The sequence below is a fragment of the Janthinobacterium sp. BJB301 genome, assembly GCF_002735685.1.
Taxonomy (GTDB): Bacteria; Pseudomonadota; Gammaproteobacteria; order Burkholderiales; family Burkholderiaceae_D; genus Janthinobacterium; species Janthinobacterium lividum.
This window is the reverse complement of record NZ_PDZJ01000001.1, coordinates 2,888,266-2,905,378: the sequence shown is the minus strand read 5'-3', so window position 1 is coordinate 2,905,378 and position 17,113 is coordinate 2,888,266. Positions and strand designations below refer to the sequence as shown.

General features: G+C 60.2%; 16 protein-coding genes and 3 tRNA genes. 7 read left to right on the top strand and 12 right to left on the bottom strand.

Annotated features, from left to right (window positions below; translation table 11 throughout):
• Nucleotides 1-978, top strand: a complete 978-nt coding sequence (denD, locus tag CSQ91_RS12965; protein WP_099388467.1) for a D-erythronate dehydrogenase — start codon at nt 1-3, stop codon at nt 976-978.
• Here denD and CSQ91_RS12960 read toward each other — a convergent pair.
• Nucleotides 975-1,817: an AraC family transcriptional regulator gene (locus CSQ91_RS12960; RefSeq protein ID WP_257217307.1), complete on the bottom strand. Its 843-nt coding sequence runs from the start codon at nt 1,815-1,817 to the stop codon at nt 975-977. The two genes, denD and CSQ91_RS12960, sit on opposite strands and share 4 nt — an antisense overlap.
• Before the next feature lie 56 nt (nt 1,818-1,873).
• Between CSQ91_RS12960 and CSQ91_RS12955 the strand changes: the two genes are divergently transcribed.
• Nucleotides 1,874-2,383 carry a DUF3224 domain-containing protein gene (locus CSQ91_RS12955; RefSeq protein WP_257217306.1) on the top strand — a complete coding sequence of 170 codons (510 nt, stop codon included), beginning with the start codon at nt 1,874-1,876 and terminating at the stop codon, nt 2,381-2,383.
• A gap of 24 nt (nt 2,384-2,407) precedes the next feature.
• Here the strand turns inward: CSQ91_RS12955 and uvrB are convergent, their stop codons facing one another.
• A complete protein-coding gene (uvrB, locus tag CSQ91_RS12950; protein ID WP_034788988.1) occupies nt 2,408-4,495 on the bottom strand; it encodes an excinuclease ABC subunit UvrB in 2,088 nt (695 codons plus the stop codon).
• A 112-nt stretch (nt 4,496-4,607) separates the two neighbouring features.
• On the opposite strand from uvrB, the gene CSQ91_RS12945 reads away from it, so the two are divergent.
• The 5 genes from CSQ91_RS12945 (at nt 4,608) to CSQ91_RS12925 (ending at nt 6,858) form a co-directional block, all read left to right on the top strand.
• Nucleotides 4,608-5,822 carry an amino acid aminotransferase gene (locus CSQ91_RS12945; protein ID WP_170846314.1) on the top strand — a complete coding sequence of 405 codons (1,215 nt, stop codon included), beginning with the start codon at nt 4,608-4,610 and terminating at the stop codon, nt 5,820-5,822.
• A 131-nt stretch (nt 5,823-5,953) separates the two neighbouring features.
• Nucleotides 5,954-6,029: transfer RNA gene (locus tag CSQ91_RS12940), tRNA-Asn, on the top strand.
• Between the two features lie 134 nt (nt 6,030-6,163).
• Nucleotides 6,164-6,239 (top strand) — tRNA-Asn (locus CSQ91_RS12935).
• 123 nt (nt 6,240-6,362) lie between these two features.
• The gene (locus tag CSQ91_RS12930) at nt 6,363-6,689 is read left to right on the top strand and encodes a Dabb family protein (RefSeq protein WP_081345588.1); all 327 of its coding nucleotides are present in this window, start codon (nt 6,363-6,365) and stop codon (nt 6,687-6,689) included.
• 93 nt (nt 6,690-6,782) lie between these two features.
• A tRNA-Asn gene (locus tag CSQ91_RS12925) sits at nt 6,783-6,858 on the top strand.
• On the opposite strand, the gene CSQ91_RS29405 is transcribed toward CSQ91_RS12925, so the two are convergent.
• From CSQ91_RS29405 to CSQ91_RS12870, 10 genes are all read right to left on the bottom strand, one after another.
• Nucleotides 6,817-8,391, bottom strand: coding sequence for a recombinase family protein (locus CSQ91_RS29405; RefSeq protein WP_373630476.1), 1,575 nt, complete (start codon nt 8,389-8,391; stop codon nt 6,817-6,819). The genes CSQ91_RS12925 and CSQ91_RS29405 overlap by 42 nt on opposite strands.
• Nucleotides 8,388-8,873: a hypothetical protein gene (locus tag CSQ91_RS12910; protein WP_180278414.1), complete on the bottom strand. Its 486-nt coding sequence runs from the start codon at nt 8,871-8,873 to the stop codon at nt 8,388-8,390. Before CSQ91_RS12910 ends, CSQ91_RS29405 begins: the two co-directional genes overlap by 4 nt.
• A gap of 347 nt (nt 8,874-9,220) precedes the next feature.
• Complete coding sequence (locus CSQ91_RS12905) at nt 9,221-10,258, bottom strand: tyrosine-type recombinase/integrase (RefSeq protein WP_099388465.1); 1,038 nt, start codon at nt 10,256-10,258, stop codon at nt 9,221-9,223.
• Nucleotides 10,259-10,899: 641 nt separating this feature from the next.
• Nucleotides 10,900-13,683 carry a toprim domain-containing protein gene (locus tag CSQ91_RS12900; RefSeq protein WP_099388464.1) on the bottom strand — a complete coding sequence of 928 codons (2,784 nt, stop codon included), beginning with the start codon at nt 13,681-13,683 and terminating at the stop codon, nt 10,900-10,902.
• A 100-nt stretch (nt 13,684-13,783) separates the two neighbouring features.
• Entirely contained in the window at nt 13,784-14,776 is a 993-nt protein-coding gene (locus CSQ91_RS12895) for a phosphoadenosine phosphosulfate reductase domain-containing protein (RefSeq protein ID WP_099388691.1), read from the bottom strand.
• A gap of 154 nt (nt 14,777-14,930) precedes the next feature.
• On the bottom strand, nt 14,931-15,131 hold the full coding sequence (locus tag CSQ91_RS12890; protein ID WP_099388463.1) for a hypothetical protein: 201 nt from the start codon (nt 15,129-15,131) through the stop codon (nt 14,931-14,933).
• Nucleotides 15,128-15,463: a hypothetical protein gene (locus CSQ91_RS12885; protein WP_099388462.1), complete on the bottom strand. Its 336-nt coding sequence runs from the start codon at nt 15,461-15,463 to the stop codon at nt 15,128-15,130. Before CSQ91_RS12885 ends, CSQ91_RS12890 begins: the two co-directional genes overlap by 4 nt.
• Nucleotides 15,460-15,948: a hypothetical protein gene (locus CSQ91_RS12880; RefSeq protein ID WP_099388461.1), complete on the bottom strand. Its 489-nt coding sequence runs from the start codon at nt 15,946-15,948 to the stop codon at nt 15,460-15,462. The genes CSQ91_RS12885 and CSQ91_RS12880 overlap by 4 nt, the downstream gene beginning before the upstream one ends.
• Nucleotides 15,948-16,367 (bottom strand): hypothetical protein, encoded by a 420-nt coding sequence (locus CSQ91_RS12875; protein ID WP_143451025.1) that lies wholly within the window; start codon nt 16,365-16,367, stop codon nt 15,948-15,950. Before CSQ91_RS12875 ends, CSQ91_RS12880 begins: the two co-directional genes overlap by 1 nt.
• Nucleotides 16,368-16,369: 2 nt before the next feature.
• Nucleotides 16,370-17,038 carry a tyrosine-type recombinase/integrase gene (locus tag CSQ91_RS12870; protein WP_099388459.1) on the bottom strand — a complete coding sequence of 223 codons (669 nt, stop codon included), beginning with the start codon at nt 17,036-17,038 and terminating at the stop codon, nt 16,370-16,372.
• Nucleotides 17,039-17,113: the final 75 nt, after the last annotated feature.

The window sequence follows — 17,113 nt, the reverse complement described above, 5'->3', positions numbered from 1 at the left end:
ATGAAAGTACTCATTACCGGCGGCGCCGGTTTCCTGGGGCAGCGCCTGGCGCGCCAGTTGCTGGCGCAAGGCCAGCTGACGGACAGCCAGGGCCAGTTGCAAACGATCAGCGAGCTGGTATTGGTCGACGTGGTGGCTGCGCATGACTTCAACGATGCGCGCGTAACAGTGGTCACGGGCGACATCGCCGACGGTGCCCTGATGCGCGCCACCATCGATGCGCAGACAAGCTCGATCTTTCACCTGGCCGCCATCGTCAGCGGCCAGGCGGAAGCCGATTTCGAGCTGGGCATGCGCATCAACCTCGATGCGTCGCGTTTGCTGCTCGATATCTGCCGCGAACTGGGACACAAGCCGAAAGTGGTGTTTACCAGTTCCGTGGCCGTGTATGGCGGCAAGCTGCCGGACGTGGTGCAGGATACGACGGCGTTGAACCCGCAGTCGTCATACGGCGCGCAAAAGGCCATCGGCGAACTGCTGCTCAACGATTACAGCCGCCGCGGCTTTGTCGATGGCCGCGTGCTGCGCTTGCCCACCATCAGCGTGCGCCCGGGCAAACCGAACAAGGCGGCGTCGTCGTTCGCCAGCGGCATCATCCGCGAACCCTTGAATGGCGAGGCGGCCGTCTGCCCCGTGTCCACCGACCTGCGTCTGTGGCTGCTGTCGCCGCGCGGCGCCATCGCTTCCCTGATCGCCGGCCATGAATTGGCGGGCGAGGCGTTTGGCGCCAGCCGCACGGTGAACTTGCCGGGCTTGAGCGTGAGCGTGGGCGAAATGATCGCCGCACTCGAAGCCGTGGCCGGCAGCGAAGTGGCGGCCCGCATCAGCTATGCGCCCGATCCCGCCGTCGAGCGCATCGTCAAGAGCTGGCCCGGCGCCTGGGATACGGCACGGGCCGAAGCGCTGGGTTTGACGGCCGATGCGGATTTCGCCGCCATCATCCGTGCGTATGTCGCCGACATGAAAGCGGCTGGCTAGGCGACTGTCGCCAGCTGCGAGCGGCGATAGTCGAGCGGCGTACTGCCCACCAGTTCCGCAAAACTGCGGCTGAAATGGGCCTGGTCAAAAAAGCCCAGTTCATGCGCCAGGCTGGCCAGGTCGGGCGCATGGGGCTGCGCCAGGCGCCAGATCGCTTCCTGCAGGCGGTAGCGCTGGATCACCCATTTCGGCGGCAGGCCCACGTAGTTGGCGAACAGGCGCTGCAGCCGGCGTTCGCCGATGGCCATCTTTTCGCACAACTGCGCCACGCTCGCCGGGCCGTTGCGGGCCGCCGCCGCGGCAGTCAGCCTGGCGGCCAGCAGGGCGGCGTCATCGACTTGCGGCAGCCTTGCCTGCAGCAGCGCCTGTGCCTGCGCCACCATGGCCGTATCGCCGGCTTGCTGCAGTACCAGCGCCTCGGCTTGCGCAGCCGGCATGTCCAGCAGGGCATCGGCGGCGATGGTCGTATCGGTGAACGACGATAAGGGCTGAGTGATGAACGGGCGCAGGCCGCCCGGCGCAAAACGCACGCCCAGCACCTTGCCTGCACCAATCAAGGGCCTGTCAAAGGCGCCGCGCACCACGCCATGGATGGCGGTGCGCCCAAGCTCGAAAACCAGGTGGGCGTTCGGGTAGGGCAGCACGCGCTGCGTCTGTGGCGCGCAGCCCCGCCTGTCCCATTCCACGACCCAGAAGTACTCGACGAACGGCGCCAGCGCGCCAGCCGGCGGATAGGTCGCCAGCCGTATGCGGCGCGCCGCTGCCTGCGGGTCGACGATGCCTTTCGGCGCCTGGCCGCGCGCGGCGAGCACATTGCGCGTGCTGTCGGTTTTATCCAATATTTGTCTCCTGCGCTGCCTTAATCTGCTTCTCTCGCATCGATTGAAAGGGAATCATGAAATCACACAGCTTGCCGGGCCTGGTGCTGGCCGCATGTTGTCTATCGGTGGCGCCAGCCGGCGCCGCCTCGTTTGCAGAAGGGGATCATCGCATGCATGTGCACGCCACAGGAAGTTTTAGCATCACCATGACGCCATCCGCGGCGCCGCAGCGCTCCGGGCGCACGACCTTGGGCAAGGTACTGCTCGACAAAGTCTATGCCGGCGACCTGGTCGCCACTGCCACGGGCGAGATGCTCAATGCCGTCACCGACACCAGGGGCGCGGCCGCTTATGTCGCCATGGAAGCCATCACGGGCGTCCTGCAGGGCAGGGAAGGCAGCTTCGTGGCGCAGCATGCGGGCACGATGGCCGATGGCAAGCAGCAGCTGTCCATCGTGATCGTGCCGCATTCCGGCACGGGGCAGCTGACGGGCATCAGCGGCACGCTGGCCATCCGCATCGTCAATGGCCAGCATTTCTACGACATCGACTATTCGCTGCCGGAGCCGGAGCCGCAGCCGTAGGCCAGGCAAGGCACGGATAGCCGTTTATTTGCCCAGGATCGACGCCACATTGTCGGTGCCGGGCGCGCCGAACAGCTGCTGCTTGAGGACGTGCAGCTGGTCGCGCACTTGCGCCGCCTTTTCGAACTCCAGGTTCTTGGCGTGGTCGACCATCAGTTTTTCCAGGCGCTTGATTTCCTTGCTGACCTGTTTCTCGCTCATGGCTTCGAACTTGGCCGCTTCCTGCGCCACTTGCAGGGTTTCGCGCGCTTCCTGCGGGCTGTAGACGCCGTCGATCATTTCGCGGATCGATTTCTTGACGCCGATCGGGATGATGTTGTTGGCCGTATTGAAGGCGATCTGCTTGGCGCGGCGGCGTTCCGTCTCGTCGATGGCGCGGCGCATGGAGTCCGTGATGCGGTCGCCGTACAGGATCGCCGTGCCGTTCAGGTTGCGCGCGGCGCGGCCGATGGTCTGGATCAGGCTGCGCTCGGAGCGCAAGAAGCCTTCCTTGTCCGCGTCGAGGATGGCGACCAGCGACACTTCCGGCAAGTCCAGGCCCTCGCGCAGCAGGTTGATCCCCACCAGCACGTCGAAGGTGCCCAGGCGCAGGTCGCGCAGGATTTCCACGCGCTCCACCGTCTCGATATCGCTGTGCAGGTAGCGCACCTTGATGCCATGGTCGCCCAGGTATTCCGTCAACTGCTCCGACATGCGCTTGGTCAGGGTCGTCACCAGCACGCGCTCGTCCTTCTTGATGCGCTCGACGATTTCCGACATCAGGTCGTCCACCTGGCTGCTGGCGGGGCGCACGATGATCTGCGGGTCGACCAGGCCGGTCGGGCGCACGACCTGCTCGACCACCTGGTCGGAATGGCTCTTTTCGTATTCGGCCGGCGTGGCCGAGACGAACACGGTCTGGCGCATCTTCTGTTCGAATTCCTCGAATTTCAAGGGCCGGTTGTCGAGTGCCGACGGCAGGCGGAAGCCGTAGTCGACCAGATTCGTCTTGCGCGAACGGTCGCCGTTGTACATGGCGCTCAGCTGGCCCGTCAGCACGTGCGACTCGTCAAGGAACATCAGGGCGTCGGGCGGCAGGTAGTCGACCAGGGTCGGCGGCGGCTCGCCCGGCAGCGCGCCGGACAGGTGGCGCGAGTAGTTTTCGATGCCCTTGGTGAAACCGATTTCCGCCATCATTTCCAGGTCGAAGCGCGTGCGCTGCTCCAGCCGCTGCTCTTCGATCAGTTTATTCTCCTTGCGGAAGAACTCGAGGCGCTCGCGCAGCTCGTCCTTGATGGTCTCGACGGCGCGCAGCACGGTGGAGCGGGGCGTCACGTAGTGCGAGCCCGGGTACACGGTGAAGCGGGGGATTTTCTGGCGCACTCTGCCCGTCAGCGGGTCGAACAGCTGGATCGATTCGATCTCGTCGTCGAACATTTCCAGGCGCACGGCCAGCTCCGCATGCTCGGCGGGGAAGATGTCGATGGTATCGCCGCGCACGCGGAAGGTGCCGCGGCCGAAGTCGACCTCATTGCGCGTGTACTGCATCTGGATCAGGCGCGCGATGACGTCGCGCTGCGCGACCCTGTCCTTGACGCGCAAGGTCAGGATCATCTGGTGGTACTCGTTCGGATTGCCGATACCGTAGATGGCCGAGACGGTGGCGACGATGATGACGTCGCGCCGCTCCATCAGCGACTTGGTGCACGACAGGCGCATCTGCTCGATATGTTCGTTGATCGACGAGTCCTTTTCGATGAACAGGTCGCGCTGCGGCACGTAGGCTTCCGGCTGGTAGTAGTCGTAGTAGCTGACGAAGTACTCGACCGCGTTCTGCGGGAAAAAGTCGCGGAACTCGCTGTACAGCTGCGCCGCCAGGGTCTTGTTCGGCGCGAAGACGATGGCTGGCCGGCCCATGCGCGCGATGACGTTGGCCATGGTGTAGGTCTTGCCCGAACCGGTCACGCCCAGCAGGGTCTGGAAGGCCAGTCCGTCGGCAATCCCCTCTGACAGCTGGTCGATTGCCGTGGGCTGGTCACCGGCCGGAGGGAAGGGCTGGTGCAGCTTGAAGGGGGAGTCCGGGAAAGAGATAATTGCGCTTTCCGCCTCGCTGGCGGTAGATAATTCGGGCATGTGAATCAGACCTTTGTTAGAATAGTGCTCTGCTGGCGGCCCTGGCGTTGTATTTTGGGGCGCTGTCTACAACTCCGCTGTGAACCTGCTTCCAATCGAATCCAATCTTATCATGACGAACCCAACTGTTTCTGCCAGTCTGTTTAGCGCCATCGAGATGGCCCCACGCGACCCGATCCTGGGCATCACCGAAGCATTTAACGCGGACCAGAATCCCGCCAAAATCAATCTGGGCGTTGGCGTCTATTATGACGACAACGGCAAGGTGCCTCTGTTAGCTTGCGTACGCAAGGCAGAAGCCATCCTGATCGAACAGGCGGCGCCACGCACCTATCTGCCGATCGAAGGCCTCGCTGCCTACGACAAGGCGGTGCAAGAACTCGTATTTGGCGCCGATAGCGCCGTAATTCAAGAGCGCCGCGCCGTGACCGTGCAAGCCATCGGCGGCACGGGCGCATTGAAGATCGGTGCCGACTTCCTGCAGCGCTTCGCGCCGGGTGCCCAGGTCTACATCAGCGACCCAAGCTGGGAAAACCACCGCGCGCTGTTTGAAAACGCCGGTTTCGTCGTGAATAACTACACCTATTACGATGCCGCCACCCATGGCGTGAACTTCGACGGCATGCTGGCCAGCCTGAACGCCATGCCAGCCGGCTCCATCGTCGTGCTGCACGCCTGCTGCCACAACCCGACCGGCGCCGACCTGAGCGTGGCCCAGTGGGATCAGATCATCAGCGTGGTGACCTCGCGCGGCCTGGTGCCGTTCCTGGACATGGCGTATCAAGGCTTCGCCAACGGCATCGCCGAAGATGGCGCCGTGGTGCGCCGCTTCGCCGACGCGGGCGGCCCGCTGCTGGTATCGAACTCGTTCTCGAAATCGTTCTCGCTGTACGGCGAGCGCGTGGGCGCCCTGAGCGTCGTCGCCGCCAGCGCCGACGAAGCGGCCCGCCTGCTGTCGCAGCTGAAGCGCGTCGTGCGCACCAACTACTCGAACCCGCCAGTACACGGCGGCAAGGTGGTCGCCACCGTCCTGGCCACGCCGGAACTGCGCCAGCTGTGGGAAGAGGAACTGGCCGGCATGCGCGTGCGCATCCGCGAAATGCGCAATGCCTTCGTGGAAAAGCTGAAAGCCAAGGCGCCAGCCCATGACTTCGAATTCGTGCGCCAGCAAATCGGCATGTTCTCGTACTCGGGCCTCACCAAGGAGCAGGTGGCATCGCTGCGCGAGCAGTCGATCTACGCCGTCGACACGGGCCGTATTTGCGTGGCAGCATTGAATTCGCGCAATATCGACATCGTTATTGACGCGATCGCCAAAGTGCTTTAAGATCTTGCTTCTTCGGCGCTGCATGCAAGTGCGGCGCTGATGGCAGTAGAAAGTCGGCGATGGCCGTGTTTGTGTAGATGCAGTATCAGTCTTGCAAATATGGAACAAGCGACATATAATATTGTCTCTTTTCCCTGATAGCTCAGTTGGTAGAGCGACGGACTGTTAATCCGCAGGTCCCTGGTTCGAGTCCAGGTCGGGGAGCCAGAATTCGAAAGGCCACGTTGAAAACGTGGCCTTTTTTGTTATTGCGCCGCCGGCATGGGCGCCAGGGCAAGATAAGATTTTCCCTATGGAAATCTGGACAGCGCCAAGTTTGGCCTATATAATACGGCCTCTTTTCCCTGATAGCTCAGTTGGTAGAGCGACGGACTGTTAATCCGCAGGTCCCTGGTTCGAGTCCAGGTCGGGGAGCCAGAATTCGGAAGGCCATGTTGAAAAACATGGCCTTTTTTGTTTTCTGCCGCAGCCCGCAGGGCCGGCCGGTGCGTTATCGCGTTTTGCGCTATCCTGAATGCATCACTTCAGGAGCGCCTTCCCATGACTTGTCCCTCCGCCTTGCGCCATATCGTCCTGTGCGACTTCCTCGATGGCATCACGTCTGCCAAGCACGCCGAGCTCGTCTACGAGTTTTCCCAGCTGAAACACCGCATTCCCGGCGTGCGGCAATTTGAATGGGGGCCGAACGTCAGCCCGGAAGGCCTCGACGATGGCTTTACCGATTGCTTTACCCTGACCTTCGATGACGCCGGCGCGCGCGACGTGTATCTGAGCCATGCGGCCCACCTGGCCTTTGTCGAGCAGCTCAAGCCATGGCTGGGTCGCGTGCTGGTCTTTGACTACTATCCGCAAGAGCATCCCGGTTGACCGCTGCCAGGCAGGGTAGCGCCGGGAAAATACACATTTTTCTGGGGGAAATCTGGACATCGTAAAATTTACCCTATAGAATGCGGCCTCTTTTCCCTGATAGCTCAGTTGGTAGAGCGACGGACTGTTAATCCGCAGGTCCCTGGTTCGAGTCCAGGTCGGGGAGCCAGACACTCTTATTATGAACCACAGAAATGCCGTGGTTCATAATCTTGGCAGGGTCATATTCTATTGTGACCCGCTCTGCCTCTATCGTAATTTTCTCCACAAAAGTCCCAAAAAACGTACGAACCGTCACCGGGTCGTCTGCGTCAAGCACCATGCCGCGAATTGCTTCTGTGGCCTGGGCGATATCGGCCTGATTGATATCTAGTTCCGGGTCGGTTTGCGCTTCCAGGGCAACGATGCTCTGCTCGAGCGCTTCTACCTGGGCCTTGATTTCCCGGAGGCGCACAGTGATATCCGCCAAGTTGGGCGCATCCTGACCATGCAGCTCCAAAATGCTGAAAAGGTTGCGACGTCGCTTTTCCGCATCACGAATTTGGGCCACGATGGCCTCGCGCTTTGCTTCGCGGTCCTTCCACCAATCTCCAGTTGCCTTTTCAATTTCGGAAATGATGGCTGAGACTCGAGTAGGCGTCAGGATCTTGTTCAGGATCGTTTCAGCCAGGAAGCCGTCAACCTCTGGCGCGCTCAGCCTCCGGCCAGCGCAGCTGCTGCCGCGCTTGGCCTCACCGCAGCGGTAATAGAAATACTGCTTGCTGCGCCCCGTGGCGCTTTCGATGTGCATCGCTGCGCCGCACTCACCGCATTTCAGCAGTCCGGTGAAAAGATGGCTGCTTTTTGGGCTACCGGCGCCCAGCACCGGCGCGCGGGAGCTGATCTGTTGCTGAATTCTCATGAAAATATCCTCTTCGATGATCGGTGGATGGCTTTTTGTCTTGATCCAATTACTCTCAGGCTCCAGGCTTCTTTCGTTACGCTTCCTGCGGCCAAAAATCGTGTAGCCGGCATAAATCTCGTTCTTGAGCATGCTGATCACCGATGACTTGACCCAGCGCTGGCCACGGTGAGACTGCCCGCTGTTGTTCAAGGTAACTGCAATTGCCAGTGCTCCCATGCCGGTAGCGCACATGGCGAACATTTCGCGCACCACCGCTGCCTCGACTTCCAGGACGACAATGCGCTTGCGCTGGCCTTCCGCTTGCGTCTGGTACCCAAACGGCACCCGGCCGCCGTTGAAGTAACCCTGCTCCGCGTTCTGAATCATGGAGCGCTTTGTATCCTTGCTGATGCGCCTGCTGGTGCTCTCGTCCATGACCTCAAGCAGTGCCTCGACGAACCATCCCTCGTCCGTCTTGCTATCGATCGACATGGATGCATACACCACGTCCGTGCCATGCTTGCGCAGTTCGCGTTTGTACAGCGCCGCATCGATCCGATTGCGGGCAAAACGGGCGGTATCCCAGGCGATGAAGTAGTCCGGCCTATGTTTTTCGCAATAAGCGATCGCCTCCTGGAAGTCGGCCCGCTTGTCCGAGCGGCCAGACAGCCCAGCATCGGTGAATATGGCTACCACAACGGCGCCCAATGCCTTCGCCTTGCCTTGGGCATGCTGCAGCTGGCTTTCCACTGGAAGTTCTTTACGTGCCTGCTGGACCGAGCTGACGCGCAGATAAATGATGGCGGTCTTTTGGGTCATCGCGTGATCTTAGCCTTTTGTGTGAGGCGCCGGATGTGAACTAGCGAGATCGTTTCACATAGCTGACTGGCAACCCGTTTTTGAATTTCCTTCGGCTCGACTCCCTGCGCAGCAAGCGTCTCGACAAAGCGATTTTTTTGAAATCGCAGGTAGTTCGAATATGTGCGCAGCGTTGGCGCCATGCTGTTGCCGCCGCTTCTGTTGGATGCCGGTATGCTGTTTCGGTTCGCGTCAAGGATCCGCCACATGCCCAGGAATGCATCGAACCCCAAGTAGTCGGCAACCTGCAGCCAGTAATCCGCCAGGCCCATCTGCGCCAGCTCGGCCAGGCGCGGATCGGCGCAGGCGGATTTTTTTACCCCTACGTCAATTTCAAAAACATTGCATACATCTAGGTACCGTCCCCTTACAGCTGGGGTGCGGTCGGATCGACGCCGACCCCCCACCCCCAGGGGGGCAGGGATGAAACCTGGGAGGGCCATCTGCACCATCGTTGCAATATCACCCCTTGAGCTTCGCATTTCGCTGTCTATGGTGGCCTCTGGTACCCCTTGCGCTGGTATCTGACCTTCGCTTTCTGACAGAGCACGAAGGTCAGGAGGGGGGAGGGAGGGGGAAACTGTTGTATGGCTCATATGTGTTTTAGGTCGATATTTGTTGCAGTTGTACAACATTCGGGATCCGCTCCCTCGCGCCGCTGGAAGCCGCATGTGGCCTAGTGGTGGTTTAAAAGCCCCCTGTCTGCATGCCGTCTCTTCCTTGCGTTGTATCCGGCGTCCGTTTGTCGAGGTCCGTCTGCCGCACGTGTCGAAAAAAAATAGGATTCGGGTTATCTGGGTTTCTTCAGCTTGGAAATCAGGTCACCAACTGGAGTCCTGATCTTTGCCAGCGGGTTGCCACGGTCGTTTTCGGCCATCTTCTTTCTCATTGCTAGGTGGGTGTAGATCGATGTGGACTTTGGATCTGCATGCCCCATTAGCTCCTGCCGCACCAGTAGGTCGACATCGGACTCCAGCAGCTCGGTACCGTACAAGTGGCGCAGCGCATGCGGATGCAGCTGCTTGGCAGGAACGCCGGCCGACTTGCCATGCTTGCGCACGATCTCCCAAATGGCCTTTGGTGCCAGGCGGCGGCGTTCACCGGTGTACTCATGCGCCGGCACCATCATGTTGTTGGTGCTGATGAACAGCACCTGGTCACCGTCTGGCAGCGTGCGGTCCACGGTGGCAAGATATTCGTGTTCCAGGTAGAGCCGCAGCACCATGTCGACCTCGCGCGGCACGGGCATGGTGCGCTCCTTGTTGCCCTTTTCTATGACGTGGAGAATAAAGCGCGTATCGCCCTTGTGCTCCTGCTGCACCAGGCTCGACGTATTCAGCGCGGCCACGCCATCACGGCGCAAGCCGCAGCCAAGAAGCAGGGACAGGATTGCCGAGTCGCGCACTCCTTTGAAGGTGCTGAAGTCTGGCGCCCACATGATCGCCTCGGCGCTGGCCAGCGTCATCATCGCCGGCAGCTTGCGGCCGGTTTGTGGGTACACCATGCCGGCAGCTGGATCGGTGCTGATCTGTTTCGTTGCTCGCAGCCATTTGTAGAATTCGCGCACAGCAGCAATGTAGGGCTTGCGGCTGACGTTGTTGACCCCCTGCTTGTGCAGCCACAAGCCTCCGAAAAGATTCGTGTCGTCGACTGTCGCCAGTAAGAGATCGCGGCCGCCCAGGAAGCCGGAAAATCGCGTTAGCGCGGCCGTGTACGCCTCGGCTGTCCTTTTCGAGCGCCCCGCATTGTGGACTTTCCAGGCCACGAACTTGAGGATCAACGGATGAACTTCACTGGTAATTTTTGATAACTCTTGCTCTATTTGCATTGTATTTCCGTGTGGCTAGGTGGGTATGCACAAAACAATCTGTGGAACTGTGGATGGTTGTAAATACCGTCTAAGTCATTGATTTTAATAATTTTATTGTCCATCAATTTCCATAATTTATGCTGCTTTCCAGCAATAAACTCATGGACTGTTTTTTGTGCACATCATTTTTTTCTGGAATTTCGTGTGCAACCTGTGGACGCTGCCAAGTGCCGTCTTCTTGCGCCGTCCCTTCTCTTTCTTCTTTCTAATCAATTATTTAGAGAGAGATATATAAGTAGAAGGAGAGATTTCTATCAAAAGTCAATAATCTGGATTAATGCACATGTTTTCTGGATATTCGATAGCAACTTGTGGAAGGTGGTTCCTCTAAAATCAATGACTTAGCTACTTATCCACTGCGATCCACAGGTTTATTGCGCTGCCTGCACTGACCTTTATAGATTTTGCCTATGAAGCCCCCGCTTCCTCATCGTTTGGCCGTTCCCCCGGGCCGGGCTTCTTTGCCGGGGGGAAGGGGGGGGGGAAGCGAAGGGGTAAGGTGCTCGGGCGCTGTCTTGTTTAATTGGTGCGCCTGCGGCGCAGGGGGAATCCAAGCTGGGGAAAGCAAGGGCCACGGCAGTCACGCGCTGCTTAGCCACTCACGAGACATCGCCCTGCCTGTACGTGTTCTTGTCCTGCGACGGCGTGGCGTGCAGGCCAAAGGTGCGCAGCCTTTCCAGCGGGATCACCTGCAGGTTGCTCACCCTCTTGTACCCGATGGTCCGCTCGCAGTCGCCCGTGATGACGCCTGCGTTCAGCATCTGCTTTTTGAACACGCGGTCGCTCTTGACCGGCAGCCCGTTCCACTTCTCGCGCAGATGATTGCTTGATGAGATGTGATCCATGATGTGGCTGGTGCGCACCAGCAGCGCCGGCGTAGCGGTGTCGTCCCAGGTGTAGGGAAAAGTGAAGCGGCCGGCCGCGATTTCGGACAGGGCGATCTCCATGATCCAGACCCACGGCTCGCGGTCGGCGCTGGTTTCGCCGATATGGCCATTCATCTCGGCGAACAAGTCAGCCGTGAATCCGCCCTGGTCGGGATCGATGCCGGCATACTCGCACAAGTAGAGCCAGGCAAGGTAGACGGCCGCATAGTTACCGCTCATGCGCAGCGCGCCGTCGTCTTCGCCGCTGGCCCTGGATGCTCGTAGGCACATCGCGCGTACCTCGCGGTACCGGGCCAGCACATCGTTGCGCGACAGCCGTGTTAGGAATTCAAGCCAGCCGCGCACGGGGAAGCGGGGCAGATCGTCAGGCATCAGCGGCCCCTTCTTGCCCGTGAGGTCGGTGCGGATGATCTTTCCCAGTAGCGATCGTACCGGCACGTCCTCGCCGGCCAGCAGCACCGGCGCACACAGCAGGTATTCCGTCATTTCGGTGCCGCGGCGGGTGACCGTGTACTGGTAATTCTCCTGCAGCATGCCCACGGCCTTGTCGATCACCTCTTGGCGGCGCGCCGACAGCTCTTCCCAGCCGACAGGATGCGACGTGTGGCTGATCGATGTCAGCAGGCGGAACTCGGTCTGCAAGGACTGGCCAGAGAACATGGTCATGCCGATCGCGCGCTCAAGGCGCTTGACGAAGGTCGATTTGCCACTACCTTTGTCCGACTGGATCATCATGTGCGGCCAGAAGCCCAGGAGCGCTTTCAGGTGGCCGCCAAGCGACCAGGCCAGGGGCAGCATGCCGGCATTGCTTTTGAACGTGCTCTGGAAGGCGCTAATGACCGCGCGCGCATCTCTGGTGGTGCCGGTTGGAAAACTCATGTTCCAGTACGGGCATTGTTTTTCCGGTTCCGTGAAATAGCAGTCGGCCCCTTCGTTGACGACCAGCTGGCCCTCGCGGTAGGCCAGGCCGACGAAATTGGCAGCGTGGCGGGCGCCAAGGTCGGCCGTGCGTTCCAGGATGTTGATCATGCGCGAGAACGCGCCAGGGATCCAAACGGGCCCGAACTTCTTCCAGCCGTCCAGGTTGTGCAGCTGCTCGTCCATCATCACCTTGCGCTGCAGCGCGGCGCCGTGCCGCGGCGTCTGGACCGTCACCGCAAAATACACTGCCGGCATGTTGTCAGGGTCGCCCGTCATGGTGGCCGTGGCGCTGGCCACCGACACGCGCGACAGCGAAGCCACGCGGAAGCCGGCCAGGTCGGAAAACACCGGCATTTCGATTTTGCCGCCTTCGCCGTGGCCGTCGTCCTGTTCTTCCATCTTACCGATGTAGTTGGTGAAGTCAGGGCGCACGCGGAATTTCCAGTACTGCTGGAAGTCATGAGCTGGCAGATAGATGCGTTTCTTGCCCTTGGTGCCGGAATCGCCTGGCAGGCCCGGTATCAGCCAGTTTTCGAACACGTCGACGGCCTTGCGCAGTTTGGGGCCTCCCCAAGCCTGCAGGTAATCGTTGCAATCGTTGATGGTTTTCGTATCGATGTCTTCCCACTTCGACTGGTCGACCAGCATCGTGCCGATATTCAGGGACGTCAGGCGCTCGACCAGTTTCCATGCCGCCTCCGGACCTTGGCGGTGGCCGGCCAGCTTATGTTCATCGGGAAACGGCATGTCGTTGTCCAGGCACAGCACGACGTGCTTGCCGCGCAGGAACGACCAGTCGACCAGGTCGACGTTACCCAGGCCGCGGAGGACCAGCACGCAGGCAAAGGCGTCGGCCGTCAGGATGGACAGGGCATTAATTGCCGACTCCACCACGATCACCTTGGTGGCGGTCTTGAGGCGGCGCCAGTCCATGCACCACAGCACGCCATCCTTCTCTCCTTGCGACTGCGTTTTCACGCCGCCGTTCAGTGCCGGATCCAGGTAGCGCAGGTCGACGCCGCGCACGGCCGAGGTGAGGCGATCGCGCACGATGAAGGCCACGGCCGGGCCGCCGTGGCCGACCTCGCCCTCGTCGATCTTGTTCGACGTGTAACTATTGAAGCCGATCGTCTTGGCGCGGATGCCGGCATCGATCACCGTATCGCTGATGCCTCGGCTGGTCAGGTATTCCCGGGCGCGCTGCGCTTCTGCCATGCACTTGTCGGCGATGTATTCAGCACGCGACTTCTCCGGTCGGGGCTCGTCCAGCGCCGCCGGCTTGTCGAACGGGATGCCATATTCCTCGTGCAGCCAGCGCATGGAGTCTGCCAGCTCGGCGAAGCCCTTCACATACATGACCAGGTCGACGCAGCTCCCCTTTGCGAACTGCGTACCCTCGGCGCTGTAGTCGCGGAAAAACTTGCCGGCGGCATCGATGCCGATCGACGGTGATTTGTCCTCATGGAACGGCGAGTGATAGTTTGCGTTGTTGCCGCCCTTGCCGCGCTTCATGCCCAGGCGCTCGGCCAGGTCGTGCAAGTCGATACGATTCTTCAGTTCTGCAATGTCAGCCATTTATTTCTCTTCTTTGATACTGGTTTCTTCTGGGAGTGATGACGCGCCCCTGATATTGGCGACCCGTCCGCCTAATTCCGCGTCGTACAGGTACTTATTTTCATTCGCATAGCCCGTAAGCAGAGCTGCACGCTGTTGGTTCTTCCAACGCTGTGAGCAGTGAGAATTGCTTGCCGCCGCGGCTGGTCTTCGACCACTCAACCACCGACTCGATGGTTGACGCCTGGCCCGAGTGCGCCTTGGTGCCCATGTGAAAAAACGACACGGGCGAGCGCGGCCGGCATACTTCAGATACCAGGGTTTCCCATGCTGCGATTCGAAAGATGTGCTCAGGGAACCGGCGCGACACCTCGTGCAGCTCCGCCTTGCTGCAGTTGATGCATGGCATACAGCCGACGCGCGACATGCCTTGCTTGTAGAGCGGATTTGGATCAATGCCGGCTAAACGATGGGCCTCGAACACGTCACCGACGTTCCAACGCAAGATTGGCCGGTAAGTGAACAGGCCACCACCCACCACCTCAAAGTGCTTGACGCACGTACCAGTGCCTTGCAGCCGCTCGCGGCGCGACTGGCTTTCATCGATCCGCACGCCCTGCCAGGACCAGATCGCATCGCACTCACGATCGATCAATTCCATAGCGAACTCCGTCAAGGGCTTGGTCTTGAGGTATTCCGTGCAAAACTGCCGTTTGCGCGATGGGAAGCCGCCGCGCACCATGCAGAGGTCCAGGTATGGGTTCCCGGTCGGATGTAGCAGCTCAAGCGCCCGCTGTGCCGCCTCGGGCGTCCAGTGATATTTGAAAGCGCGCTTGCCATACACAGCCGATTCGGGCTCTCCGGCTGCGATACGTGCCAGGTTGGCGCGTTTGATAGCGAACTCGTCAGCGAAGTCGGCTCGCACCACGTCGACCTTGATGCCCAAGGCCGCCGGCAAGTAGTCCAGCGCATATTCCAGCGTGGCCTCGTGCTCGTTACCCGTATCGGCCATAACGAAACGGCACGCGGACTTACCGTACTGTTCCAGTGCGAGAATAGCGGTGGCCGTGCTGTCCTTACCTCCGGAAAGTGATATCAGGTGTATTAGGCTCATGGCGTCACCTTGGCACATTTGACGCAACGGCCATGCTGGCTCAATTGACGTGCCGTGGTGGCTTTTCCGCAAGCGCAGCGCTTGCGTATAAGCGAATAGACAGGACCTTTGTTGTTGGCCAGGTGCTGGCGTTCAGTTCGGGCGAGGTCGTACATCATGCCGACCTCACAATTTCTTGCTCGGTCGGCGCAGCGTCGATCAGCTGTGACGCATCAATGCTCTTCAGTAGTTTCTTCGCGCGTCGGGCGATAGCGCTTACGTTGAGCGTGCAGCTTTCGATTTCGGCGCAGGCTTCGACGAACTGCCTCCAGTCCGCCGGAATACCCAATTGGAGGGGGAGTGGCTCGGCGTTCATGCTTGCGCTCCTGCAGGGCGCCGCACGACCGTCACCGGCCTTGGCTCCGGCAGCGGCCGAGGCTGCGCAACCTGGCCGACATAGGCCTCTTTGGCATCGAGTGCGAACTGTGCGCGGGCGCGCTCGGTGATGGTGTATGTGATGCGGTTGACCGTAGCGTGGCCGCCAAGCAGCTCTTCAAATAGGTTGCGTACGCGGTGCGCCACATCGGTGTCGTCCAAATCGATGCCAGCTCGTTCGCACAGCTGGTACATCGTGCCGGGTCCATTCAGCAGTTCCTTGAGCAGGGTATAGGCACGCGATGGGTTGCGGGGGAGGGAAGTGCGCATCATAAAACGCCCTCCAGGAAGTCAGGTGTGAAAGCTAGGCGCACGCCTGCGGCGCCGATGAACACGCGGCTCGATGCGCCGCCCTGGGCCATTTGAATTCGCGCGTGGCGCCAATCGGTATCTGTCAGCGCAACGGCCGCCTCGGTGTCCGAGCCCACGAACGTTTCCACTACCACCTGGGCGAAGAGGGCATGCGGCGATGTCCGATGAATGGTGCCGGCGCCGGTGACCAGGGTGACCAGTGACAGCGGCGTGGCCGTGGCGTAGTCGGCAGCAAGGATCTCGGTGGCTTCGAGCCACGGAACCGGGCACAGGTCGCAGATCGGGGCCAGCCGGCCGGCGGTGGAGTTGACGGGTACCATCAGGGTCATGCCATGGCGTGCTGCCACCAAATGGTCGTAGGCACGGTACAGGAACTCTTGAGCTGGCCGGTTAAAACGCAGCACTACGTCGGCGGTACGCCGCTGATTGAGGTTAATGGTATCCATCAATTTCCTACCTTCGCTTTTGTGCGGAGCCCGTAGAAAAGCTCAAAAACGATGTTTTTTCCACGCATTTTTTGCTGTGTCTTCGTACCGCTGGCATCGGAGAATTCAGATTTCCCGTCGATCCAGAATCCGTCCTGAGCCAGCTTCTGGATAAGGTGCTTATAGGCCTGCTCGTCAATCATCTGATCAGCGCCGGTGCCGTAGAAGCTTGCGAGCAGAGATATCGATTTCGGGGAGTGAACGCAAACGCTCAGTGATAAGATTTCTTGGTACGGCAGCATGACTTGGCCGAAAAGGTTGATGGTTGCCTCATGCTGCGCAGCATTTGCAATATCAGATGCGTATCTGCTTGCCAGCGAGGTGAGATGTGACGAATAGGTGATGACCGGCCACTTTGGAACAGATGGTGTATTTTTCACGTTTAACTCCGATTTTCAAAATTGGTACGTAATGCCGTCAGCGTGACGCGGCGGCCCTTCGGTGCATCGGTGGTGCTCAATGCCAGCTCGACGTCCTCGCGGACCACGCCGGTGTAAACGCCGGTGCTGGAAATGTTGCGGTGGCCAAGAGCTGCCTTGGCCACGCCGCGCGGATCCTGGGCTGCGCTCTGGCGCATGATGTTCATGGCACGGGTATGGCGCAGCCAATGCGGTGAGGCGTCGGACGGCAGGCCTGCCAGCGCCGCCCAGTGCTTGAACCGCAGCTGGAAGGAGCGCACGGACATCGGGGCGCAGGTCTTGTGCTGGCGACTGACGACCAGGGCGCCGTCGACGTCGGCGTCTTTCTCTCCTGTGATCTCGAAACGGATCTGGATCAGGCTGGCCAGCGCGGCGCGCAGCTGGACGGTGAGAAATACGCTGTGGTCGTGCTGGCGGCCCTTGCGGTGTTCCTTGGGCACGAACAGGTATTTTCTTTGCAGGGCGGCTGCGGCGCAGCCCAGGGTGATGCGGCTGAATTCTTCAATGCGCAACCCGGACAGCATCAGTGCATTGATCCAGGCAGCATCGCGGCGGGCCAGCAAATTTGCTGGTTCCGAGACTGTTTTCAGCAGCAATTGCTGCTCTCCAGGCGTGAGGTATCGGCGGAGCATATTTTTCCTGTCGGTATAAATTTATGGATATGGTTTGGCGCCGGCGGCGCCAGGATCAGTCGAACTGCGGTGGGT